19 protein-coding genes are annotated in these 22,014 nt (G+C 71.8%); 13 read left to right on the top strand and 6 right to left on the bottom strand.

Features of this window, described 5'->3' with window-relative positions; genetic code table 11:
• The first annotated feature begins 43 nt into the window (after nucleotides 1–43).
• From GCU69_RS09915 to GCU69_RS09895, 5 genes are all read left to right on the top strand, one after another.
• Nucleotides 44–1,192, top strand: a complete 1,149-nt coding sequence (locus GCU69_RS09915) for a glutathione-independent formaldehyde dehydrogenase (protein WP_098752815.1) — start codon at nucleotides 44–46, stop codon at nucleotides 1,190–1,192.
• A gap of 370 nt (nucleotides 1,193–1,562) precedes the next feature.
• Nucleotides 1,563–2,954 (top strand): sensor histidine kinase, encoded by a 1,392-nt coding sequence (locus GCU69_RS09910; protein ID WP_156205711.1) that lies wholly within the window; start codon nucleotides 1,563–1,565, stop codon nucleotides 2,952–2,954.
• Entirely contained in the window at nucleotides 2,951–3,691 is a 741-nt protein-coding gene (locus GCU69_RS09905) for a response regulator transcription factor (protein ID WP_235978368.1), read from the top strand. The genes GCU69_RS09910 and GCU69_RS09905 overlap by 4 nt, the downstream gene beginning before the upstream one ends.
• A 91-nt stretch (nucleotides 3,692–3,782) precedes the next feature.
• A complete protein-coding gene (locus GCU69_RS09900; protein WP_156205710.1) occupies nucleotides 3,783–4,781 on the top strand; it encodes an ABC transporter ATP-binding protein in 999 nt (332 codons plus the stop codon).
• The gene (locus GCU69_RS09895) at nucleotides 4,778–5,581 is read left to right on the top strand and encodes an ABC transporter permease (RefSeq protein WP_098752809.1); all 804 of its coding nucleotides are present in this window, start codon (nucleotides 4,778–4,780) and stop codon (nucleotides 5,579–5,581) included. The genes GCU69_RS09900 and GCU69_RS09895 overlap by 4 nt, the downstream gene beginning before the upstream one ends.
• Here the strand turns inward: GCU69_RS09895 and GCU69_RS09890 are convergent.
• A complete protein-coding gene (locus tag GCU69_RS09890) occupies nucleotides 5,555–6,529 on the bottom strand; it encodes an NAD-dependent epimerase/dehydratase family protein (RefSeq protein WP_156205709.1) in 975 nt (324 codons plus the stop codon). The genes GCU69_RS09895 and GCU69_RS09890 overlap by 27 nt on opposite strands.
• A 154-nt stretch (nucleotides 6,530–6,683) precedes the next feature.
• Between GCU69_RS09890 and GCU69_RS09885 the strand changes: the two genes are divergently transcribed.
• Complete coding sequence (locus GCU69_RS09885) at nucleotides 6,684–7,400, top strand: TetR/AcrR family transcriptional regulator (protein WP_098752807.1); 717 nt, start codon at nucleotides 6,684–6,686, stop codon at nucleotides 7,398–7,400.
• Nucleotides 7,401–7,447: 47 nt separating this feature from the next.
• The gene (locus tag GCU69_RS09880) at nucleotides 7,448–7,843 is read left to right on the top strand and encodes a VOC family protein (RefSeq protein ID WP_156205708.1); all 396 of its coding nucleotides are present in this window, start codon (nucleotides 7,448–7,450) and stop codon (nucleotides 7,841–7,843) included.
• Between the two features lie 12 nt (nucleotides 7,844–7,855).
• Here GCU69_RS09880 and GCU69_RS09875 read toward each other — a convergent pair whose 3' ends face one another.
• Together GCU69_RS09875 and GCU69_RS09870 are read right to left on the bottom strand one after the other, a co-directional pair.
• Nucleotides 7,856–8,056 (bottom strand): DUF397 domain-containing protein, encoded by a 201-nt coding sequence (locus GCU69_RS09875; RefSeq protein ID WP_156205707.1) that lies wholly within the window; start codon nucleotides 8,054–8,056, stop codon nucleotides 7,856–7,858.
• An 11-nt stretch (nucleotides 8,057–8,067) separates the two neighbouring features.
• Nucleotides 8,068–8,919: a helix-turn-helix domain-containing protein gene (locus tag GCU69_RS09870; RefSeq protein WP_156205706.1), complete on the bottom strand. Its 852-nt coding sequence runs from the start codon at nucleotides 8,917–8,919 to the stop codon at nucleotides 8,068–8,070.
• A 273-nt stretch (nucleotides 8,920–9,192) separates the two neighbouring features.
• On the opposite strand from GCU69_RS09870, the gene GCU69_RS09865 reads away from it, so the two are divergent.
• Complete coding sequence (locus GCU69_RS09865) at nucleotides 9,193–9,612, top strand: ATP-binding protein (RefSeq protein WP_098752805.1); 420 nt, start codon at nucleotides 9,193–9,195, stop codon at nucleotides 9,610–9,612.
• 110 nt (nucleotides 9,613–9,722) lie between these two features.
• Here GCU69_RS09865 and GCU69_RS09860 read toward each other — a convergent pair whose 3' ends face one another.
• The gene (locus tag GCU69_RS09860) at nucleotides 9,723–11,549 is read right to left on the bottom strand and encodes an acyl-CoA dehydrogenase (protein WP_098752804.1); all 1,827 of its coding nucleotides are present in this window, start codon (nucleotides 11,547–11,549) and stop codon (nucleotides 9,723–9,725) included.
• 132 nt (nucleotides 11,550–11,681) lie between these two features.
• Between GCU69_RS09860 and GCU69_RS09855 the strand changes: the two genes are divergently transcribed.
• Both GCU69_RS09855 and GCU69_RS09850 read left to right on the top strand, forming a co-directional pair.
• On the top strand, nucleotides 11,682–12,149 hold the full coding sequence (locus GCU69_RS09855; RefSeq protein WP_098752803.1) for an SseB family protein: 468 nt from the start codon (nucleotides 11,682–11,684) through the stop codon (nucleotides 12,147–12,149).
• Nucleotides 12,150–12,316: 167 nt separating this feature from the next.
• Nucleotides 12,317–13,273, top strand: a complete 957-nt coding sequence (locus GCU69_RS09850; RefSeq protein ID WP_156205705.1) for a pirin family protein — start codon at nucleotides 12,317–12,319, stop codon at nucleotides 13,271–13,273.
• A gap of 48 nt (nucleotides 13,274–13,321) precedes the next feature.
• On the opposite strand, the gene GCU69_RS09845 is transcribed toward GCU69_RS09850, so the two are convergent.
• The gene (locus tag GCU69_RS09845; protein WP_098752801.1) at nucleotides 13,322–15,562 is read right to left on the bottom strand and encodes a SpoIIE family protein phosphatase; all 2,241 of its coding nucleotides are present in this window, start codon (nucleotides 15,560–15,562) and stop codon (nucleotides 13,322–13,324) included.
• A gap of 149 nt (nucleotides 15,563–15,711) precedes the next feature.
• On the opposite strand from GCU69_RS09845, the gene aspS reads away from it, so the two are divergent.
• Nucleotides 15,712–17,517 carry an aspartate--tRNA ligase gene (gene aspS / locus GCU69_RS09840; protein WP_098752800.1) on the top strand — a complete coding sequence of 602 codons (1,806 nt, stop codon included), beginning with the start codon at nucleotides 15,712–15,714 and terminating at the stop codon, nucleotides 17,515–17,517.
• A gap of 187 nt (nucleotides 17,518–17,704) precedes the next feature.
• On the opposite strand, the gene metG is transcribed toward aspS, so the two are convergent.
• Complete coding sequence (gene metG, locus GCU69_RS09835; protein ID WP_156205704.1) at nucleotides 17,705–19,417, bottom strand: methionine--tRNA ligase; 1,713 nt, start codon at nucleotides 19,415–19,417, stop codon at nucleotides 17,705–17,707.
• Nucleotides 19,418–19,684: 267 nt separating this feature from the next.
• On the opposite strand from metG, the gene GCU69_RS09830 reads away from it, so the two are divergent.
• Together GCU69_RS09830 and GCU69_RS09825 are read left to right on the top strand one after the other, a co-directional pair.
• Entirely contained in the window at nucleotides 19,685–20,182 is a 498-nt protein-coding gene (locus GCU69_RS09830; RefSeq protein WP_156205703.1) for a hypothetical protein, read from the top strand.
• A 110-nt stretch (nucleotides 20,183–20,292) separates the two neighbouring features.
• Nucleotides 20,293–21,897, top strand: a complete 1,605-nt coding sequence (locus GCU69_RS09825; protein ID WP_098752797.1) for a flotillin family protein — start codon at nucleotides 20,293–20,295, stop codon at nucleotides 21,895–21,897.
• The last annotated feature ends 117 nt before the right edge of the window (nucleotides 21,898–22,014 follow it).

Genomic DNA, 22,014 nt, shown 5'->3' with positions numbered 1-22,014 from the left:
GGCACGGCGGCAAGGGAGCCGTACCCGAGGCAGGAGGTGCCCCATGAAGGCCGTGGTCTACCAGGAACCGTTCAAGGTGGCGGTCGAGGACGTGCCCGACGCCCGGATCGAGGATCCGACCGATGTGGTCGTCAAGGTCACGACGACGGCGATCTGCGGCTCCGACCTGCACATGTACGAGGGGCGTACGGGCGCCGAGTCCGGCATCGTCTTCGGCCACGAGAACATGGGCGTCGTGCAGGAGGTCGGTTCGGGCGTGGCCCGGGTCAAGGTGGGCGACCGCGTCGTCCTCCCGTTCAACGTCGCCTGCGGCTTCTGCAAGAACTGCCTCGCGGGCTTCACCGGCTTCTGCCTGACGGTGAACGAGGGCTTCGCGGGCGGCGCGTACGGCTATGTCTCGATGGGACCGTACCGCGGCGGGCAGGCCGAGTATCTGCGGGTGCCCTTCGCCGACTTCAACTGCCTCCAACTCCCGGAGGGCGAGGAGCACGAGGACGACTTCGCCCTGCTCGCCGACATCTTCCCCACCGGCTACCACGCGACCGAGCTGGCCCAGGTGTCCCCGGGCGAGACCGTGAGCGTCTTCGGTGCCGGGCCCGTCGGGCTGATGGCGGCGTACTCGGCGCTGTTGCGCGGCGCGAGCAGGGTCTTCGTCGTCGACCGGCAGCCGGACCGGCTGCGGCTGGCCGAGGAGATCGGCGCGATCCCGGTCGACTTCGGCCAGGGGGACGCCGCCGAGCAGATCAAGGACCGGACCGGCGGCGAGGGCACGGACAAGGGCATCGACGCCGTGGGCTACCAGGCGACCGCCCGGGAGGGCGAGGAGCAGCCCGCCATCGTCCTGAACGGCCTGGTGGAGTCGGTCCGCCCCACGGGCATGCTCGGTGTCGTCGGGCTGTACCTGCCGGCGGACCCGGGCGGGCCCACCGAGCACGCGAAGAAGGGCGAACTGCTCTTCCGGATCGGCAAGTTCTTCGAGAAGGGCCTGCGGATGGGGACCGGCCAGGCGAACGTGAAGGCGTACAACCGCAAGCTCCGCGACCTGATCGTCGCCGGGCGCGCGTCCCCGGGGTTCGTGGTCTCGCACCGCCTTCCGCTGGACGACGCCCCCGAGGCGTACGAACGCTTCGACCGCCGCGAGGAGGGCTGGACGAAGGTCCTGCTGAAGCCGGGGTCGGGCGGCGGCACCTGAAGTTCCGCCCACGGCCCCGAGTACGGAATCCAGGGGGTGTCCGGTCGATCCCCGCGGCGTCGCGGGGTCCGGCACACACTTCCCGAGCCTTCGGCCGGGACGTGCCCCCAGCGGCGTTGTCGTCGGTCGACGACGTCCCCCGGACTTCGGCCGGGAGGTGCCCCCACCGCGTCGACTCCCTCCTCCGCCTTGCTGGGGGTACTTCCTGGAGCTACCCCCGGACGAAGTCCGGGGGTAGCTGGGGGAGCGCGCACCGGGCCCCGCTCCTTCTCCCGCGGAGATCGACCGGAGACCCCCTAGGCTGACCCCTCGACCGGGGCGGCCGTCGGGCCGTCCCGGGTGAGTTCGCTTCTCGAGAGGGGCGCCTGAGGTGCTGAAGGAGTGGACGCCGGAGCACGCCCGCCGACTGGGTCCGGACACCGCGGCGGCATGCGGCTACGCGCTGGTGTTCCTGCTGCCCGCGCCGGCCGGCCACGGGTGGACGACCGCTGTCGCGCTGCTCACGGTGGCCGCCCCGCTGCCCCTGCGATGGCTGTGGCCGCAGCAGGTCTTCGCGGTCGTCCTCGTCGGGAACGCGGCGGCGCTGATCGCCGGAGTGGTACGCGACCCGCTGGTGGCCGCCGCCTTCGCGCTGTACCCGCTGGCCCTGGAGGCGCCGCGGGGCAGTCCCCGCCGGCTCCCGGTCCGGGTGGCTTCGCTGTGGGGCGTGCTGCTGTTCGCCGCTCTCGCCACCGGCGGGACCGGGACGGCGGTGCCGGCGGAAGCCGTCCGTACGGTGCTGCTCGGCGGCATCGCGCTCGGCGGGGCCTGGATCCTCGGGCGTACGGTGCGCGACCGGAGGACGCAGACAGCTCGGGCGGTACGCGAGAGCGCGCGCCGCGCCGCCACAGAGGAACGACTGAACCTGGCCCGGGAGTTGCACGACGTGGTGTCCGGCACCCTCAACGTCATCCATGTCCAGGCGTCCGTCGCCCGCCATCTGGCCCGGGAACGGCCGGAACAGGCGGTCGAGACGCTGAGGACGATCGAGTCGGCCAGCCGGGAGGGGATCGCCGAGATGGGGCGGATGCTCGACATCCTCAGAAACGGCGACGGAAGCGGCGACGAGACGCGCGGCCGGGTGCCTGACGACGCGCCTCACGACGTGCCCGACGGGGCCCGCCACCTTCCCGACGGGGCCCGCCACCTGCCCCAACGGGACACCGAGACGCTGCCGAACCACCTGGAGCGGATCGCCGACGCGGCCCGGGCCGCCGGTGTCGACGTGTCCCTCGTGTCGGAGGGACTGGACGGGCCGGGCGGCGCCGGGGCGGAGGTGGCGCTGACCGTACGGCGTGTGGTGCGGGAAGGGCTGACCAACGTGGTCCGCCACGCCGCGCCGACGCGGTGCCGGATACGGGTGGTGGCGGATCGCGGCCGGGTGGAGGTGGAGATCGTCGACGAGGGCCGCGTGCACGGCAGCGGGGCGGAAACCGGGCGGGGCGCGTCGGGTGATGTACCCGGCGCCCCGGACGTGTCCGGCGCACGCGACGGGCTGGACGGCCGGGACGGACCCGGTGGACGCGGCCTGCCCGGCGTGCCACAGCCCTCGGAGTCGTCGGGCCACGGACTGCCCGGCATGCGCGAGCGGGTCACGGCGCTGGGAGGCGGCCTGACGGCGGGCCCCGTCCCGGGAGGCGGCTTCCGGGTACGGGCGACGGTGCCCCTGCAGCCTCCGCGCGACGCGGGCGCGGGACGGGCCCCGGTGGTGTCCGCCCCGTGAGCGCGGACACCACCGTGGGTGGCGCCGGCCGTCCGTACCGGGTGGTCGTGGCCGACGACCACGGCCTGGTCCGGGCCGGGTTCCGGCTGCTGATCGACTCCTCGGACCGGCTGACCGTGGTCGGCGAGGCGGGCACCGGCCGGGAGGCCGTCGAGGTGACGGCCCGGGAGCGTCCGGACGTCGTGCTGATGGACATCCAGATGCCGGGCATGGGCGGTATCGAGGCGACCCGCCTGATCTGCGCGGACCCCGGCACGGCGGCCGCGACGCGGGTGCTGGTCCTGACCACGTACGACACGGACGAGCACGTGTTCCGCGCACTGGACGCGGGCGCCAGCGGGTTCCTGCTGAAGACGACCCCGCCCGAGGAACTGCTCACCGCGGTCGAGGTGGTCGCGGACGGCGAGGCCCTGCTCGCGCCGAGCGTGACCCGGCGGCTCATCGCGGCGTTCACGGCCGGACGGCGGGCGGCTCCGGATTCCGGTGCGGCCTCCCGCGACCGGCGGCTCCCGGAGCTCACGGCCCGGGAGCTCGAGACCCTGGAACTCGTCGCCCGCGGCCTGTCGAACACCGAGATCGCGGGGCGGCTGCGGATCGGCCCCGCGACCGTAAAGACCCACATGAGCCGGCTCCTGGCGAAGACGCACTCCCGGGACCGCGCCCAACTGGTGATCGCCGCCTACGAATCGGGGCTGGTCCGAGCCGCGGCCCCGGGCCAGGACCCGGCACCCCACTGAGGATGTTCACCGCGCTCCGCCCCCGGGGGGACCCGGCCCGTCCCCGTACGGGCTGACGACACACCGCGGGGCCGCTGGCAGCCTGCTGCACATGATCGAGGTGGCGGAACTCACCAAGCGTTACGGCTCGACGGTCGCCCTCGGCGGGGTCGGTTTCTCGGTCCCGCCGGGCAGCGTGACCGGGCTGCTCGGACCCAACGGAGCCGGCAAGACCACGATCGTCAAGATCCTCCTCGGTCTGGTCCGCCAGGACACGGGCCGGGCACTGATCCACGGCGAGCGGTATCGGGACCTGACCGCTCCGCTGCGGACCGTCGGCGCCCTGCTGGAGGCCGGTTGCGCCCATCGTGGCCGCACCGCCCGCCGGCATCTGCGCTGGCTGGCCCGGAGCAACCGGATCCCGCTGAGCCGGATCGATGCCGTACTCGAACAGGTCGGCCTGCCGGACCGGGCCGCCCGCGCCAGGATCTCCGCCTTCTCCCTCGGCATGACCCAACGGCTGGGCCTGGCAGCTGCGTTGCTGGGCGACCCGGACGTACTCGTCCTCGACGAACCGGTCAACGGCCTGGACGCCGAGGGCATCATCTGGTTGCGCTCCTTCCTGCGCCGGCAGGCCGACCAGGGACGGACGGTGCTGGTGTCCAGCCATCTGATGACCGAAGTGGCGCGCACCGCCGACCGTCTCGTCGTGATCGGAGGGGGCCGGGTGCTGGCCGATCTGCCGACCGACGAGCTGATCGAGCGGTACGCCCGGCCGGGCGTCCGCGTGACCGCCCGCGATCCGGCCCGGCTGGCCGCCGTACTCCGGGGCGCCGGCTGGGAGGTCCGTCCGCTTCCCGACGGCGCGCTCTCCGTCACCGGAGCCACGGCCGGCCAGGTGGGGGACCTGGCCGGCCGGCACCGGATCGTGCTGGAAAGCCTCGGCGGGACGTCGGGCTCGCTGGAGGACGCCTATCTCGACCTCGTGGCCCGGGCGGACAACCCGCCCCCACCCGCCAGTCCACCCTCCTCCGCCCCGGCCACCCCGCGCCCGTCGACCGCCACGCTCCCACCCTCGTCGGCCGTCACGCCCCGGAAGGACTCCCGGTGACCCTCCGCCTCCCGAGCCCCGGCCTGATGCCCGTACTGCGCTCCGAACTGACGAAGATCGGCACGCTGCGCTCCTGCACCGCCTCCCTGGCCGCGCTGTTCGTGACCTGCACGGCGTTGGGCGCGGTGAGCGGCTGGTCGGTGCGCCGCGCCGTCGACCGGGGCAGCTCCGTGGTCCGCCCGGACTTCGACCCGGAGGCCGCGGGCCTGGCCGCCGTCGCCTACGGCCAGTTCGCCCTGATCGTCTTCGGCGTGCTGATCATCGGCCACGAATACAGCTCCGGGATGATCCGTCTCTCGCTGACGGCGGTGCCGCGCCGGGGCGTCTTCTACACGGCGAAACTGCTGGCCGGTGCCGGGGCGGCACTCGCCGTCGCGCTCCCCTCGGTATTCCTCGGCTATCTGGCCACGCAGGCGGGACTCGGCGCCCACGGCACCACGCTGAGCGCCCCCGAGCTGCCGCGGGCGATGGCCGGCGCCGTCACCTACCTGGTGCTGACGACGGTGCTGTGCGCGGGAATCGCCGGTGCCGTCCGCAGTCCCGTCGCGGCCCTGGCCGTACTGACGCCGCTCTACTTCCTCGTCTCGCAACTGCTGATGACCGTCGAGGCCACGGCGTGGTTCGCGCGGTATCTGCCGGACCAGGCCGGCTTCCGGATGTTCGCGGTCGGTGCGGATCTGCCGGTGGACCCAGGGGAGGCGGCGTCGCTCAGCCCCGTCCTGGGGCTGGCGGTCCTGGTGGCCTGGACGTGCGCCGCCGTGGCGGCCGGGATGCTACGGCTGCGCCGCCTGGAACTGTGAGCCGCGGTCGAGGAGCGCGCGGTACCAGTCGAGCGTCGCGTCCAGGGTGTCGCCCAGCGGGGTCGGCCGGACGTCGAAGGCCTCCTGGAACGCCGCGGAGTCCATGATCTGCGGCTCGGTGTGCTGGTAGAACATCTCGGCGTACGCGTCCATGAGGGTCTTGTCGAACGGCCCGAACGGCCGGGGCTCGTCGAGCACCACCACCTTCAGCGGCCGCCCGGCCCGCTCCTCGATCATCCGGTGCACCTCGCGGGTCGTCCGGGCGCGGTCGGCCGGCAGGTGCCAGACCCGGCCGTCCCCCGCCGGGTGCTCGCCGAGGACGGCCAGCCCGGCCGCGACGTCGCGGATGTCGCTGTAGCTGTGCGGCAGGTCGATGTCGCCGAACGCCAGGACGTCGCCGCCGGTCAGCGCGCCGGGGAAGACGGCCCCGCCCAGGCTCGAGTTCAGCACCCGGGGCCCGGTGAAGTCGGCCGAACGCCCGAGGGCGACGCGGACCCGTCCCGCCCGGTGGGCCTCCAGATATCCGGTGTCGAGTTCCGCCCGCATCCGGCCCTTGCCGGAGGTGGCCCGCCACGGGGTCCGCTCGGTCATGACCTCGCCGTGCGTCTCGCCGTACGGGTAGAGGGTGTCGAGGACTACCAGGCGGGCGCCGACGGCCTCGGCCGCGCTCAGCACCGCCCGCTGGACGCGGGGCATGACGTCGACCTGGAGGTGATAGGCGACGTTCACGCAGTGGTACACCACGGCCGCTCCCGCCATCGCCTCGCGGGCCCCCTCGGGCGTGCCGACGTCGCCCCGGCGGCGCTGCACGCCTTCGACGGCCTCGCCGGTCCCCGACCGGTCGACGAGCCGGACCGGATGGCCGCGCCGGGCCAGCTCGGCGGCGAGCGTGGTGCCCGCGGGTCCGGCGCCGAGGACGACGTGCAGACCGGATTCGGTACTGGTCATGGGGTTCCCCTCCTGCTTTGCCGGCGCCACGCGCACGCCGGATGGTGACTGCCTCTCGCTTCAGTTACACACTATAACTACACTGAGAGACAGTCGCACAAGAGATGTCGTGTACTGTCCCGGAGGGCCGCCCACCGGACAGGAGAAAGAAGCCATGGCCAGCGAACGAGCGTCGACTCCCCGGGACCGCTACCGGGAACAGACCCGTGGCGAGATCAAGGCGATCGCCCTCCGGCAACTGGCCGAGGGAGGCGCCCAGGCGGTGGCCCTCACCCGGATCGCCAAGGAGGTCGGCCTCTCCGGCCCGGCGCTGTACCGCTACTTCGCCGGCCGCGACGACCTGCTGAGCAGCCTGATCAGGGACGCGTACGACGACGCCGCGGCGGCGGTCGGCCGCGCCGGTGCCCGTCTCCCGGGCAGCCCCCGCGCCGGCCTGCACGCCCTCGCGGACGCCTACCTGGGCTGGGCCGCCGCCGAACCGCAGCGCTATCTGCTGATCCAGGGCAGCCCGGTGCCGGGCTACTCGGCGCCGCCCGACACGCTGGATCGCGCCCGCGCCGTGATGGGCCCGTTCACCGAGGTCTTCGCCCGCGGCGAGCCGCGGGACGCCGTACGGCCGGTGGTGGCCGAGACGGCCGAGTGGCTGCGTACGGACGAGTCGGCCGCGGCCTGGATCCGGGACCGCACCGGCCTGTCCTCCGGTGACGACCGCGCGGCGACCGCCCTGGCGGGCACGGTGCTGGCGTGGTCGGCCCTGCACGGCACGGTGAGCCTGGCCGTCACCGGCCAGTACGCGGGAATGGGGCACCGGACCGAGACGCTGTTGCGCGCTCAGACGGACGCGCTGGCGGACGCGTTCGGACTGGGCTGACCGGCGCTCCGGCTGTGGCGGCCCCGATGCGCCGCTACGGTGACGGCATGGCCGACACCCCGCGCTTCTCGCTGTCCGCGACCGTCCTCGACGCGCCCGACGCCCGTGAGCTGGCGGCGTTCTACCGCAGGCTGCTGGGCTGGCGGGTGAAGGAGGACGGGCCGGACTGGGTCATGCTGGCCCCGCCGGAAGGCGGCGCGGGACTGTCCTTCCAGACCGAGCCGCACTACACCCGGCCCCGCTGGCCGTCCGCGCCGGACGAGCAGCAGATGATGCTGCACCTGGACATCGAGGTGAACGACCTGCCGGCGGCGGTGGCCCGTGCGACGAGCCTGGGCGCGACCACGGCCGCCTTCCAGCCCCAGGACGACGTACGCGTCCTCCTCGACCCGGCCGGCCACCCGTTCTGCCTCTTCACGAATCCGCCCGCCGCCGACGACTGACGGGCCGCGGCCTCAAGCGTGTGGGCGGAATGCGTCCGCCTTGACCGTGCGTATCAGCTCCCGCAGCGGGCCCGGTGTGGTCGTGAGGACCACACCGGGTTCGTCGCTTTCGCGTATCGCCACCGCGTCGCCCGCCACGGCCAGCTCGACGCAGTTGTTGCCCTCTCCGCCTCCGGAGAACGAGGACTTCTGCCATTCGGCGTGCTCGGACACCGTCGATCCCTTCACATCTGCTGCCGCACTTCACTGATGAGGTCCCGCGACTCCGCAGGGGCCAGCGCGAGGTCTCTGACCTTCGCGTACAGGTCCCGGTGCGTGCGCAACTGGGCCGCGTCGTCCAGAAGGACACCGGCATGCACGGCGTCCACTTGAACCGTGTCGAGTCGGGGCACCGAGCCACCGACGTACGTCATCGAGTATCCGGGGCTTCCGAACCCTTCGGCCCGGAAGGGGATCACGCGGATCGCCACGTTGTCGCGTTCGGATTCTTCCAGGAAGCGTTCGAGTTGGGCACGGGCCACAGCCCGGTCGGCAACGCAGATGCGGAGCGCCGCCTCGTGAATCACCATCTCGACTGCGAGCCGAGGAGTACGGTCCAGCACGTCCTGCCGCCGCAACCTGTGCTCGACCCGGGCTGACAGGTCGGCTTGCGAGCGTCCCGGGTCCATGTACGTGAACAAGGCTCTCGCGTACTCCTCGGTTTGCAGAAGTCCGGGGGCCTGCGTGATCTCGATGCTGTTCACGTAGGTCGCATGGTGCTCGAGTTCGGCCAAGTCCAGGAAACTCTGGGGCAGTACGTCCCGGTAGGCGTTCCACCACCCGCGTACGCGTTCATCCGCCATGGTGGCGAGGGCTTCGACCAGGGCACCGTCTGTCACTCCGTAGTGCGCCGACAAGGCGCGCACCCGCTCACCGCCGACTGCGACCCGTCCGGCTTCCAGGTGCGACATCTTGGCCTGGTCCATACCGATCGCGCGGGCTGCCGAGCGGGCTGTGATTCCAGCACCTTCGCGGAGCTTCCTCAGCTCGGCACCCAACCGCTCCTGACGGGCGGTCGGGTTGCTTCTGGGCGGCATGCAGGTCTTCCTCCTCCGGGCCGTGGCGTCACTGTGCCACGTGTCCCCGTAACGGGCGAACTTTTCAGACTCGCTTGCCAGGGAACAAACTTGGCCCCTACGGTGAGTACCGCATCGATCACTCAGCGGATCTCCGGCCAGCCGGAAGCGCACCTCTCTCCCCTTGTCCTGAACTGGCCAGGACAAGGGAGGGCGGCGAGCCACCGCGGGGACCTCGTCACGTCAGCACACGGTCGTCCACTCAACCGCCTTCAGTACGCCTCGGAGGTCTCCATGGCCATGCCCAACCCGTTCGAGTACCGGCTCCGGATCCCGCACGATCCCCGCTCCGTGTCCGTCGCCAGAACGTCTCTGCGCGCCGCGCTCACCGCGCACGAGGTCCCTGACCTCGTCGAGCGAGCTGAGCTGCTGGCCAGTGAAATGCTGACCAATGCCATCGTTCACTCGGACGGCGAAGCCCAACTCCGGCTGCGCTGGGCGCGGGACGCCCTGACCCTGTCGGTCTGGGACACCAGTCCGAAGCCACCGGACCTGCGGATCACCGGATCCGACGACGAGGGCGGCCGGGGCCTGCACCTGCTGGAGACCCTCGCCGACCGCTGGGACCACTACCCCGTACCGCCGAACCGCTGCGGCGACATGTCGAAGGTCGTCTGGTGCGAGATCGGCGGCGCGACGGAAACCGACGTATAGCCGGAAGCACCTGTGGCTCGCCGGGGTCCGGACGCGACGGAACCCCCGTCCGGTGGAGGCGGACGGGGGTTCCGGGCAGGGGATGCCGGCCGGGGGCCGGGCGGGGCGGGTCAGAAGGCCGACTCGTCCAGGTCCATCAGGGAGTTGTCGGTCTTCTCGGCCAGCTCGCGCTGGGTCGAGACGCCCGGCAGGACGGTGTGGGCGAAGAACTTCGCCGCGGCGACCTTGCCCTCGTAAAAGGCCTTGTCCTTCGCGGGGGCGGTCGGCAGCTTCGCGGCGGCCACGGCGGCGCCCTTCAGCAGCAGGTAGCCGATGACGACGTCGCCCGAGGCCATCAGCAGCCGCGTGGTGTTGAGGCCGACCTTGTAGATCGACTTCACGTCCTTCTCGGTGGCCGCGAGGTCCGTCAGCATGTGGCCGACGATGGCCTCCAGGTCCACGGCCGCCTTCGACAGCTCGGCGCGGGCGTCGGCCAGCTCCTCGCCGCCCTCGGCGTCGCCCAGGAACTTCTTGATCTCCTCGGAGAGGGCGGTCAGCGCCTGGCCCTGGTCGCGGACGATCTTCCGGAAGAAGAAGTCCTGGCCCTGGATGGCGGTGGTGCCCTCGTAGAGGGTGTCGATCTTGGCGTCCCGGATGTACTGCTCGATCGGGTACTCCTGGAGGTACCCGGAGCCGCCGAAGGTCTGGAGCGACTGCGCCAGCTGCTCGTAGGACTTCTCCGAGCCGTAGCCCTTCACGATCGGCAGCAGCAGGTCGTTCAGGCGGTGGATGTCGGAGGCGTCCTCGCCCGCGGCCTCCTTGACGAGGATCTCGTCCTGGACCGAGGCGGTGTAGAGGACGAGGGCGCGCATGCCCTCGGCGTACGCCTTCTGGGTCATGAGCGAGCGGCGGACGTCCGGGTGGTGCGTGATCGTGACGCGCGGCGCGGTCTTGTCCGTGAAGGCGGCCAGGTCCGGGCCCTGCACCCGCTCCTTGGCGTACTCCAGGGCATTGAGGTAGCCGGTGGAGAGGGTGGCGATGGCCTTCGTGCCGACCATCATCCGGGCGAACTCGATGATCTTGAACATCTGGCGGATGCCGTCGTGCTTCTCGCCGAGCAGCCAGCCCTTGGCGGGGTGCTTGTCGCCGAAGGTCATCTCGCAGGTGTTGGAGGCCTTGAGGCCCATCTTGTGCTCGACGTTGGTGGCGTAGACGCCGTTGCGCTCGCCCAGCTCGCCGGTCTGCGGGTCGAAGTCGTACTTCGGCACGACGAAGAGGGAGAGGCCCTTGGTGCCGGGGCCGGCGCCCTCGGGGCGGGCCAGCACGTAGTGGATGATGTTGTCGCTCATGTCGTGCTCACCCGAGGTGATGAAGCGCTTCACGCCCTCGATGTGCCACGTGCCGTCGTCCTGCTTGACCGCCTTGGTGCGGCCGGCGCCGACGTCGGAGCCCGCGTCGGGCTCGGTCAGCACCATGGTGGAGCCCCAGCCCTTCTCCACGGCGGTCTTCGCCATCTGCTTCTGCTCCTCGGTGCCCTCCTCGAAGAGCACGCCCGCGAAGGCGGGGCCGGAGGCGTACATCCACACCGCCGGGTTCGAGCCGAGGATCGTCTCCGCGAAGCCCCAGAGCAGCGAGCGCGGGGTGGTCGTGCCACCCAGCTCCTCCGGGATGCCCAGACGCCACCACTCGGCGTCCATGTAGGCCTGGTAGCTCTTCTTGAAGGACTCCGGGACCGGGGCGGTGTTGGTCTCCGGGTCGAACACCGGCGGATTCCGGTCGGCGTCCTCGTAGCTGGCGGCCAGCTCGTTCTCGGACAGGCGTGCGATCTCGGACAGCACGCTCTTGGCGGTGTCGACGTCCATCTCCGCGAACGGGCCGGTGCCGTACAGCTTGTCGCGGCCGAGCACCTCGAAGAGGTTGAACTCGATGTCGCGGAGATTCGACTTGTAGTGGCCCATGTGCGACGGCTCCGTAGCTCGGGGAGGCGGCATACCTCTCATACATACCAATCGGTAATCACCATGATGCTACCCGCCAGTAATAAGAAGCAAGCCTCAATGGGCCAAGTGTGACTGGTTACCCTTTGGCTCATGTACGGCTACGACCAAACTCCGGGCGCCGGGCAGCAGTACGCCGCCCCGCCGCCCCCGCAGCAGGGGCACGGCGGCTACGGCGAGCAGCCCCTCTATCCCGAACCGTCGCCGCCGTCGCTGGCCGACGCGGTGCGCGCCTTCACCACCGGATCGATGTCGGCGGAGGACTTCCAGCAGATCTTCTCCACCTCGAAGATCTACTGCCCGCGCGGCGAGGGTCCCGGCTTCCTGGCCCTGCACAACACCCAGCAGCCGGTGATCCCGCTGTTCAGCACGCTCAAGGAGCTGCGCGGCTATGCGGGCAAGGAGTCCAAGTACTTCGTCGTCACCGGCGCCGAGGTGCTCGACCTGCTGCCCACCGGGTACGGCTTCGTGCTCGACATGGAGGGGGAGCACCGGATGGTCTTCGACGCGAAGGCGGTCGAGCAGATGGTCGACTTCGCGATGCGGCGCATGTATGGCTGAGCTGCGCCCGGCCGCGGGCGTTCCCTAGCCGGCGGCCGTTCGTCCCTGTTCCCGGGCCGCCGGCAGGCCGGTGTGCCCGTACGGGAATGGCGACGCGCACCCTGGCTGTTTAGTGTTCAACTAAATGCCGTCGTCCCCGACCGGGGAAGAGCCCGAGGAGGCCGATCATGCCCGCCGTCACCGTGGACAACCCGCTGACCCTGCCGCGCGTCACCCCGCCCGCCGAGGAGGCCCGGCAGCAGCGCCGCGCGCTCCAGGTGACCACCGCGCCGAGCGGCTTCGAGGGCGAGGGCTTCCCGGTCCGCCGGGCGTTCGCCGGGATCGACTACAAGAACCTCGACCCGTTCATCATGATGGACCAGATGGGTGAGGTGGAGTACGCGCCCGGCGAGCCCAAGGGGACCCCCTGGCACCCGCACCGCGGCTTCGAGACCGTCACCTACATCATGGACGGCACCTTCATCCACCAGGACTCGCACGGCGGCGGAGGCACCATAGCCGACGGCGACACCCAGTGGATGACCGCCGGTTCCGGGCTGCTGCACATCGAGACCCCGCCGGAGTCGCTCGTCATGAGCGGCGGCCTCTTCCACGGCCTCCAGCTGTGGGTGAACCTGCCGCGCAAGGACAAGATGATCGCCCCGAAGTACCAGGACATCGGGAGCGGCAACATCAAGCTGCTGGCCTCCGCCGACGGCGGTGCGCTGCTGCGGGTCATCGCGGGTGAGCTGGACGGCCACACCGGCCCGGGCGTCACCCACACCCCGATCACCATGATCCACGCCTCGGTCGGCCCGGGTGCCGAGCTGACGCTGCCCTGGCGCGCCGACTTCAACGCCCTGGCCTACGGGCTCGCGGGCCGCGGCACGGCGGGCGCGGAGGGCCGCCCCTTCCGGATGGGCCAGTCCGTGGTCTTCGGCCGCGGTGACACGCTGACGATCCGGGCGGACGAGTCGCAGGAGTCCCGCAGCCCGAACTTCGAGGTCGTGCTGCTGGGCGGGCAGCCGATCCGCGAGCCGATGATGCAGTACGGGCCGTTCGTCATGAACACCCACGCCGAGCTGGCGCAGGCCTTCGAGGACTTCCAGGCGGGGCGCCTCGGCACCGTGCCGGCCCAGGACTGAGGGGCCGGGCGGGGCCGGGCGGTCGGTCGCCGGGGCGGGCCCGCCCGCCTACGCCGGTGACGGCGCGGGCAGCCCGGGCGTGGCCGGCACATCACCGGCCGCGCCCGGCTGCCGCTCGGTGAGTTCGAACCAGGTGCACTTGCCCTCGCCCCGGGGGTCGACGCCCCAGCTGTCGGCCAGCATCTCCAGCAGCAGCAGCCCGCGCCCCGACGAGGCCATCTCGCCCGGGCTCCGGCGGTGCGGAAGTTCGTCGCTGCTGTCGGCCACGTCCACCCGCAGGCGCCGCGGCCCGGGCGGGGCATGGGTGTCGTCGAGCGGGTGCACGTCCGGGTGGGCGCGCGGGGCGTCCATGGCGTAGCCGCTGACGACCTGCGCGACGACGACCGCGTCACCGTCGGTGTGCATCAGCACGTTCGTCACCATCTCGGAGATCATCAGCTCGGCGGCGTCCACCTGCTCCGGGTCCGCCCAGTCGTGCAGCAGGTCGCGCAGCGAGTGGCGGGTCTCGGAGAGCCGGTGCGCCTCGGCCTGGGCGACCGACATGACCGTACGGCGCACCTTCGGCTGGTGGACCTGCTCCGACGGCCCGCAACCGCAGCCCGGGCCGTTGCGGCAGAGGAGCAGCAGCGCGATGTCGTCCTCCCGCCGGTCGGACAGCGGGCCGGTGGTGCGGTGCGAGGACGGCCCGACGACGGCTTCGATCAGCCCGTCGGCCATCTCCTCCAGCGGCTCCCCGGCGTGCTCGCTGATGGCCTCGCGCAGCCGCAGCCAGCCGGTCTGCATGTTGTGCCCGCCGGTCTCGATCAGGCCGTCCGTGCAGAACATCATCAGCTCGCCCGGCTCCAGCACCAGCCGGGTGGTCGGATAGTCGCTGTCCGGGAAGATGCCCAGCGGGAGCCCGCCCGCCGTCTCGCGGATCATCATCGTTCCGTCGCTCATCCGCGTGACGGGGTGCGGGTGGCCCGCGCGGGCGATGTCCAGGGTGCCGGTGGCCGGGTCGACCTCGGCGTAGAGGCAGGTGGCGAAGCGCGGATCGGCGCCGTTGTCCCCGGGGCTGCTCCCGCCCCCGGAGGGCTCCTCCCCGACGAGGCCGGACAGGAAGCGGGAGGCCCGGGAGAGCACCGCGTCCGGGTGGTGTCCCTCCGCGGCGTAGGCGCGCAGGGCGATCCGCAGCTGGCCCATCAGGCTCGCGGCGCGGACGTCGTGCCCCTGGACGTCGCCGATGACGAGGGCCAGCCGGTCCCCGGGCAGCGGGATCATGTCGTACCAGTCCCCGCCGACCTGGAGCCCGCCGCCGGTCGGCACATAGCGGGCCGCGACGGTCATCCCGGGGACCTCGGGCCGCACCGTGGGCAGCATCGAGCGCTGGATACCGACGGACAGCTCGCGCTCGGACTCCTCCGCCTCGGCCCGGGACAGCGCCTGCGCGAGCATCCGGCCCACGGTGGTGAGCACGGAGCGCTCGTCGGCGGTGAAGGACACCGGCTGGTTGAAGGCCGCCATCCAGGCCCCGGTGGTGCGGCCGGCCACGGTCAGCGGCACATACGCCCAGGACCGGCGGCCGAAGTGGGCGATCAGCGGCCAGGTGATCGGGTAGCGCTCCGCGTACTCCTCGGGCGAGGACAGATAGACGGCCCGGCCGGTGCGGATCACCTCGGAGGCGGGGTACGGGGCGTCCAGCGGCATCTGCTCGAACGGCGGCACGTCCTCGGGGGCGTAACCGTGGTAGCCGTGGAACTTGAGCCGGTTGCCGTCGATGCCGTAGACCGCGAGCCCGTCCGGGGAGAAGCCCGGCATGGACAGGCTCGCGGTGACGCGCAGCACCTCGTCCGTGGACCGGGCCTCGGCCAGCGCGCGGCCCGCGTCCAGCAGGAACGCCTCCCGGGAGCGGGACCACTCGCCGGCGCCCGCCGCTGCCGCGGCCGGGTGCGAGCCGCCCGGGTCCGGCTCGGGCAGCTCCTGGACGAGGCCGACCAGGAAGCCCCCGCCGTCCTCCCCGGCCTGCTGCGAGCGGCTGCGCACGGTCCGCAGCACCGTTCCGTCGTCCGCGACCACGCGCACGCGCATCTCGGCGACGGTGCCCTCCGCGAGGGCCAGGGTGCCCAGGCGCCGCATCTCCACCCAGTCCTCGGGGTGGAACCGGGACCGGACGGCGGCTTCGCCGTACGTCTCGGGGCCCGGCAGCCCCAGCAGCCGGGCCGCCGGGGCGTCCACTTCCACCTGGCCTGTGGCGGTGTCCCAGCGCCAGAGGCCGGTCGCCGTCGCGGCCAGAACATCCTCGGAGCGCATTTCATTACTTTAGGCAGATTTGTGGTGTTCTGACGACGGCTGGAGGGCAGGCGGGTACCGGTACGCTTGCTCCCGGCCCTTGACCGGCCCGGTCCGGGCGCCACCGTCCCGGGCCCGCCCCCACAACGATCCGACGACTTGGATGAACGATGCATCGGTACCGGTCCCACACCTGCGGCGAACTCCGCGCCGCTGACGTCGACGCCGACGTGCGGCTGAGCGGCTGGCTGCACAATCGTCGCGATCTGGGCGGCATCCTCTTCATCGACCTCCGGGACCACCACGGGCTGGTCCAGCTCGTCGCCCGGCCCGGCACGCCGGCCAACGAGGCGCTGAGCGCCATCACCAAGGAGTCGGTCGTCCGTGTCGACGGACGGGTCACCGCGCGCGGTGCCGAGAACGTCAACCCGGAGCTGCCGACCGGCGAGATCGAGGTCGAGGTCTCCGAGGTCGAGGTGCTGGGCGCGGCCGAGCCGCTGCCGTTCACGATCAACACCGAGGACGGGGTCAACGAGGAGCGGCGACTGGAATACCGCTTCCTCGACCTGCGCCGCGAGCGCATGCACCGCAACATCATGCTGCGCTCCAGTGTCATCGCCGCGCTGCGGCAGAAGATGACCGCGCTCGGCTTCAACGAGATGGCGACCCCGATCCTCTCCGCGACCTCCCCCGAGGGCGCGCGCGACTTCCTGGTCCCCTCCCGGCTGCACGCCGGAAAGTTCTACGCGCTGCCGCAGGCCCCGCAGCAGTTCAAGCAGCTGCTGATGATCGCGGGCTTCGACCGCTACTTCCAGATCGCGCCCTGCTTCCGCGACGAGGATGCCCGCGCCGACCGCTCGCCGGGCGAGTTCTACCAGCTCGACGTCGAGATGAGCTTCGTCGAGCAGGAGGACGTGTTCCAGGTCATCGAGAAGGTGATGACCGACCTGTTCACCGAGTTCGGGCAGGGCCGCGAGGTCACCTCGCCGTTCCCGCGGATCCCGTACCGCGAGTCGATGCTGAAGTACGGCAACGACAAGCCCGACCTGCGCGCGCGGCTGGAGCTCGTCGACGTCTCGCACGTCTTCGAGGGCTCCGGCTTCAAGGCGTTCGCGGGCAAGCACGTGCGGGCGCTGGCCGTGCCGGACACCGCGGACCAGCCGCGGAAGTTCTTCGACCAGATGGGTGAGTTCGCGGCCGAGCAGGGCGCGAAGGGCCTCGCCTGGGTCCGGATCGGCGAGGACGGGAAGCTCACCGGTCCGATCGCGAAGTTCCTGACCGAGGACGACGTGGCGCGGCTGGTCACCGAGGTCGGCGGCAAGCCGGGCACCGCGGTGTTCTTCGGCGCGGGCGAGTTCGACGAGGTCTCGAAGATCATGTCGGCGGTCCGGGTCGAGGCCGCGAAGCGGACCGGGCACTTCGAGGAGAACGTCTTCCGCTTCTGCTGGATCGTCGACTTCCCGATGTTCGAGAAGAACGAGGACAGCGGCGAGATCGAGTTCTCCCACAACCCGTTCTCCATGCCGCAGGGCGGCCTGGAGGCGCTCCGCACCAAGGACCCGCTGGACATCCTCGCCTGGCAGTACGACATCGTCTGCAACGGCATCGAGCTGTCCTCCGGCGCCATCCGGAACCACGAGCCCGAGATCATGTACGAGGCCTTCGAGATCGCCGGATACTCCAAGGACGAGGTCGAGAGCGAGTTCGGCGGCATGCTCCGCGCCTTCAAGTTCGGCGCCCCGCCGCACGGCGGCATCGCCCCGGGCGTCGACCGCATCGTGATGCTGCTGGCCGACGAGCCGAACATCCGCGAGACGATCGCCTTCCCGCTCAACGGCAACGCGCAGGACCTGCTGATGGGCGCCCCGAGCGAGGTCGAGGAGGCGCGGCTGCGCGAGCTGCACCTCAGCCTGCGGAAGCCGCCGCAGGTCAAGCCCGCCGAGGGAAAGCAGGCGGAGGGCAGGCCGGCGGAGTAGCGCGGCCCCGGCGCGTACGCACGACAGGCGCAAGCACGGCAGGCGCAAGCACGGCAGGCGCAAGCACGGCAGCGCTCAAGCACGACGGCAGCGCTCAAGCACGACAGCGGCGGCCCCCCGGCTCTCCACGNAACCGGGGGGCCGCCGCTGTCGTCGCCCTGCGGCCGTCAGCCTGCGGCGGGCGCGGTCACTCCTCGCCGCCGAAGCGCTCCTTGTACGCCGCCAGGTCGTCGTCCGTGAGCTTGGCGAACAGCACCGGCGGGACCGTGAACGCGGTGCCGGCCGGGATCCTGTCGAGGGACGCCGCCCCGGCCGGGGTGACCCAGGTCGCCGTGTCGTCCGGCAGCGCGAACGCCGCGCGCATGGCCGCCGCAGAGGCCGGGATGAACGGCCCCGAGACCACCGCGTACAGGTGGATCAGGTTCATCGCCGTCCGCAGGGTCAGCGCCGCCGCCTCCTGGTCGGTCTTGATCTCCAGCCAGGGGGCCTTCTCCTCCAGGTAGGAGTTGCCCGCCGACCACAGCGCGCGCAGCGCCGCCGCGGCCTTGCGGAACTGGAGCGCGTCCATCTGCTCCTCGTACTCCGCCAGCAGCCGCGCGATCTCGGTGCCGAGCCGCGTCTCCGCCTCGCCTGCCGCCGCGCCCGCCGGGACCTCGTCGCCGAAGCGCTTGCGGGAGAAGGACAGCACCCGGTTGACGAAGTTGCCGAGGGTGTCCGCGAGGTCCTTGTTCACCGTGGCCGTGAAGTGCTCCCAGGTGAACGAGGAGTCGTCCGACTCGGGGGCGTTGGCCATCATGAAGTAGCGCCAGTAGTCGGCGGGCAGGATCTCCAGCGCGTCGTGCGTGAAGACGCCGCGGCGCTGCGAGGTGGAGAACTTGCCGCCGTAGTAGTTCAGCCAGTTGAAGGCCTTGATGACGTCGACCTTCTTCCACGGCGCGCGGGTGCCCAGCAGGGTCGCCGGGAACATCACGCTGTGGAAGGGGACGTTGTCCTTGCCCATGAACTGGGTGTAGTGGACGTCGTCGTCCGACTTCCACCACCAGGAGCGCCAGTCGCGGTTGGCCGGGTCGAGGTCGGCCCACTCCTTCGTCGCGCCGATGTACTCGATCGGCGCGTCGAACCAGACGTAGAACACCTTGTTCTCGGCGGCCAGTTCCGGCCAGGTGTCCGCCGGGACGGGGACGCCCCAGTCCAGGTCGCGGGTGATCGCGCGGTCGTGCAGACCCTCGGTGAGCCACTTGCGGGCGATCGACGAGGCCAGCACCGGCCAGTTGTCGGCGCGCTCGTCGACCCAGGCCTCGACCTCGCCGGCCAGCGCGGACTGGAGCAGGAAGAGATGCTTGGTCTCCCGGACCTCCAGCTCGCTGCTGCCGCTGATCGCGGAGCGCGGCTCGATCAGGTCGGTCGGGTCCAGGACGCGTGTGCAGTTCTCGCACTGGTCGCCGCGCGCCTTGTCGTAGCCGCAGTGCGGACAGGTGCCGATGATGTAGCGGTCGGGCAGGAAACGGTCGTCGGCCAGCGAATAGACCTGGCGGATCGCGCGCTCCTCGATGAAACCGTGCGCCTTCAGCTCGCGCGCGATCTCCTGGGTGATCTCCCGGTTCTGCTCGGAGGAACTGCGGCCGAAGAAGTCGAATCGCAGGCCGAACCCGTCGTAGATCGCCTTCTGCGCGTCGTGCTGCTGCGCGCAGAAATCGGATACGGGCAGCCCGGCCTCCTTCGCGGCCAGCTCGGCCGGGGTGCCGTGCTCGTCGGTCGCGCAGATGTAGAGCACTTCGTGTCCGCGCTGCCGCAGATAGCGGGAGTACACGTCGGCCGGGAGCATGGACCCCACCATGTTGCCCAGGTGCTTGATCCCGTTGATGTACGGAAGGGCGCTGGTGATGAGGTGTCGAGCCATTTCGGCTGCTCCCAGGTAGTTACACGGAGTGATGAACGGTTCTGCGGACCGCCAATATCGTATCGGAGCCGCTACCGCCACCTCGCCACGATTGTCCGGCGGCCGTTCCCGGCCGGGGGCCGCCGGCGCCCGCCCCCGCGGCGGGCGGCGGCAGCCCGGCATCAAGGGTCCGTAAAGGTTGCCGGTATCCGGCAATGCGCTCGGGGGCCACCCTCTGTGAAGCTCCGGTGAGCACGGAGCTTTGGCGGCGGACGGGAGGTGGGTCGCGTGGGGTGGTTTCTTGGACTCGGCATCGTGGGGCTGGTGCTGCTGGTGTTCGCCCTCGTCTTCGACGGGCTGCTGGACGGGGTGTTCGAGGGCGCTGTCGGGGGGCTCGTCTCGCTGCCCGCGATCGCCGGCTTCGTCTCGGCGCTCGGCTTCTGCGGCGCGATCGCACAGGGCGCGGCCGGGGCCGGCCCGGTCCTCGCCGCCCTTGTCGGCACCGCCGCCGGTGTCTGCACGGCCTGGATGGTGCTGCGGCTGAGCCGGGCGCTCATGCGCGACCAGACGGCGCCCACCCGTCGCTCGGCCGATCCGACCGGCGTCCCGGGATCCGTGGTGACGCCGATCCCCGCGGGCGGATACGGCGAGGTGCTGCTGCGGGTCGGCGGCCAGCCGGTGAAGTACAGCGCGCGCAGCGAGGCGGCGCAGCCGCTCGGTGCGGAGGTGTGGGTGTCCGGCGCGCTGTCCAGTACGGCCGTCGAGGTGCGGCGCGTCGAGCGCTGAGCGGGCGCGGCAGCCCGCACCACCGGACCGGCGCGGCCGGGCCGGTACCGCCGGATCCCCGTCGCCGGGGCCGGCATCCGAGACTTACGCAAGGCAAGGGAGGAAGAACCATGAGCCCGGTACTCGTCGCGGTCGTGGGAGTCGTCGTACTCCTCGTGCTGCTGGCTGTGCTCGTCGTCTCGCGCTACAAGGTGGCGGGGCCGAACGAGGCGTTCATCATCACCGGCCGGCGCGGCAAGAAGTCCGTGGACGCGGTGACCAGCCGCGTCAGTTACGACAACAGCGGCCAGAAGGTCGTCGTCGGCGGCGGTGTCTTCGTCGTCCCGTTCGTGCAGCAGCGGCATGTCATGGACCTGTCCAGCAGGCACATTCCGGTCGCGGTGCGCGGAGCGGTGACGCTGCGCGGCGTCAAGGTGGATCTCGACGGGGTCGCGATCGTCAAGGTCGGCGGCGACGAGGACGCCATCCGTGCCGCCGCGCAGCGCTTCCTCCAGCAGCAGAGCGGGGTCGTCGGCTTCACCCAGGAGGTGCTGTCCGGGGCGCTGCGCTCCATCGTCGGCCGGATGTCGGTGGAGGACGTCATCCGGGACCGGGCGGCGTTCGCCGGGCAGGTCGCGGAGGAGGCGGAGGCCAGCCTGTCCGGGCAGGGACTGGTGCTCGACACCTTCCAGATCCAGGACATCTCCGCCGAGGGCAGCTATCTGAAGGACCTCGGCCGCCCCGAGGCCGCCCGCGCCCGGCAGGAGGCGGACACGGCCGAGGCCGACGCCCGCCGGATCGCCGAACAGGCCCGGCTGCGCGCCGAGGAGGAGATCGCGGTCGCGAACCGGGTGCTCGCGCTCCGCCAGGCCGAGATCAAGGCCGAGACCGACGCGGCGGCCGCGCAGGCCGCGGCGGCGGGCCCGCTGGCCGAGGCCGCGCGACGGCAGGAGGTGCTGCTCCAGCAGGAGAAGGTCGCCGAACGGCAGGCCGCGCTCAAGGACCGGCAGCTGGACACCGAGATCCGCAAGCCGGCGGACGCGGCCCGCTACCAGGCCGAGCAGGAGGCCGAGGCGCAGCGCGTGGCCCGGGTCAAGCAGGCCGACGCCGAGCGGGCGGCCCGCATCAAGGAGGCCGAGGCGGAGGCCGAGGAGTCCCGGCTCACCGGTGAGGGCGAGAAGCTGCGCCGCGGGGCGCTGGCGGACGCCGTACGGCTGGAGGCGGAGGCCAAGGCCGAGGAGTACCGGCTCACGGGTGAGGGCGAGCAGAAGCGGCGTGCCGCGCTCGCCGAGGCCGTACGGCTGGAGGGCGAGGCGGAGGCGGCGGCTGTCGCCGCGCACGGCGCGGCCGAGGCCGAGGCCATGCACAAGAAGGCGGACGCGTTCGAGCGGTACGGCGACGCGGCGGTGCTCCAGATGCTCGTCGAGGTGCTGCCGGAGGTCGTCGCGAAGGCGGCGGAGCCGATGTCCGCGATCGACAAGATGACGGTGATCTCGACGGACGGCGCGGGCAAGCTGCCGCGCACGGTGGCCGACAACGTCGCCCAGGGCATGGAACTGCTGGGCTCCACGACCGGGATCGACCTCGGGGCGATGCTGTCCCGGCTCGGCGGGGGCGGCGACATCGACGGCACGGCGAAGGCGAAGACCCCCGCGGAGGCGAACGCCGGTCCGGCGGACCCGGGCCGGGCCGACCCGGGGACGGCCCGTCCGCAGCAGATCGAGGTCACGGGCTGACGGCGTTACGGAGTCACGGGGCGACCGGGCCCGGGGGTGACGGGGTCACGGGGTGACCGGGCCCGGGGGTGACGGGGTCACGGGGTGACCGGGCTCGGGGGTGACCGGGCTCCGGGG

It is taken from the genome of Streptomyces lycii, assembly GCF_009735685.1.
Taxonomy (GTDB): domain Bacteria; phylum Actinomycetota; class Actinomycetes; order Streptomycetales; family Streptomycetaceae; genus Streptomyces; species Streptomyces lycii.
Note: the sequence above shows the minus strand (reverse complement) of the source record. Positions and strands in the feature narration are given on the sequence as shown.

What these genes read in the sequence shown, in the direction of transcription:
- GCU69_RS09890 (WP_156205709.1), bottom strand. Translation starts at nt 6,529, where the DNA reads ATGACCAGTACCGAATCCGGTCTGCACGTCGTCCTCGGCGCCGGACCC.
- GCU69_RS09845 (WP_098752801.1), bottom strand. Translation starts at nt 15,562, where the DNA reads ATGCGCTCCGAGGATGTTCTGGCCGCGACGGCGACCGGCCTCTGGCGC.
- GCU69_RS09860 (WP_098752804.1), bottom strand. Translation starts at nt 11,549, where the DNA reads ATGGGCCACTACAAGTCGAATCTCCGCGACATCGAGTTCAACCTCTTC.
- metG (WP_156205704.1), bottom strand. Translation starts at nt 19,417, where the DNA reads ATGGCTCGACACCTCATCACCAGCGCCCTTCCGTACATCAACGGGATC.
- GCU69_RS09865 (WP_098752805.1), top strand. Translation starts at nt 9,193, where the DNA reads ATGGCCATGCCCAACCCGTTCGAGTACCGGCTCCGGATCCCGCACGAT.
- aspS (WP_098752800.1), top strand. Translation starts at nt 15,712, where the DNA reads ATGCATCGGTACCGGTCCCACACCTGCGGCGAACTCCGCGCCGCTGAC.
- GCU69_RS09880 (WP_156205708.1), top strand. Translation starts at nt 7,448, where the DNA reads ATGGCCGACACCCCGCGCTTCTCGCTGTCCGCGACCGTCCTCGACGCG.
- GCU69_RS09915 (WP_098752815.1), top strand. Translation starts at nt 44, where the DNA reads ATGAAGGCCGTGGTCTACCAGGAACCGTTCAAGGTGGCGGTCGAGGAC.
- GCU69_RS09825 (WP_098752797.1), top strand. Translation starts at nt 20,293, where the DNA reads ATGAGCCCGGTACTCGTCGCGGTCGTGGGAGTCGTCGTACTCCTCGTG.
- GCU69_RS09900 (WP_156205710.1), top strand. Translation starts at nt 3,783, where the DNA reads ATGATCGAGGTGGCGGAACTCACCAAGCGTTACGGCTCGACGGTCGCC.
- GCU69_RS09870 (WP_156205706.1), bottom strand. Translation starts at nt 8,919, where the DNA reads ATGCCGCCCAGAAGCAACCCGACCGCCCGTCAGGAGCGGTTGGGTGCC.
- GCU69_RS09885 (WP_098752807.1), top strand. Translation starts at nt 6,684, where the DNA reads ATGGCCAGCGAACGAGCGTCGACTCCCCGGGACCGCTACCGGGAACAG.
- GCU69_RS09855 (WP_098752803.1), top strand. Translation starts at nt 11,682, where the DNA reads ATGTACGGCTACGACCAAACTCCGGGCGCCGGGCAGCAGTACGCCGCC.
- GCU69_RS09850 (WP_156205705.1), top strand. Translation starts at nt 12,317, where the DNA reads ATGCCCGCCGTCACCGTGGACAACCCGCTGACCCTGCCGCGCGTCACC.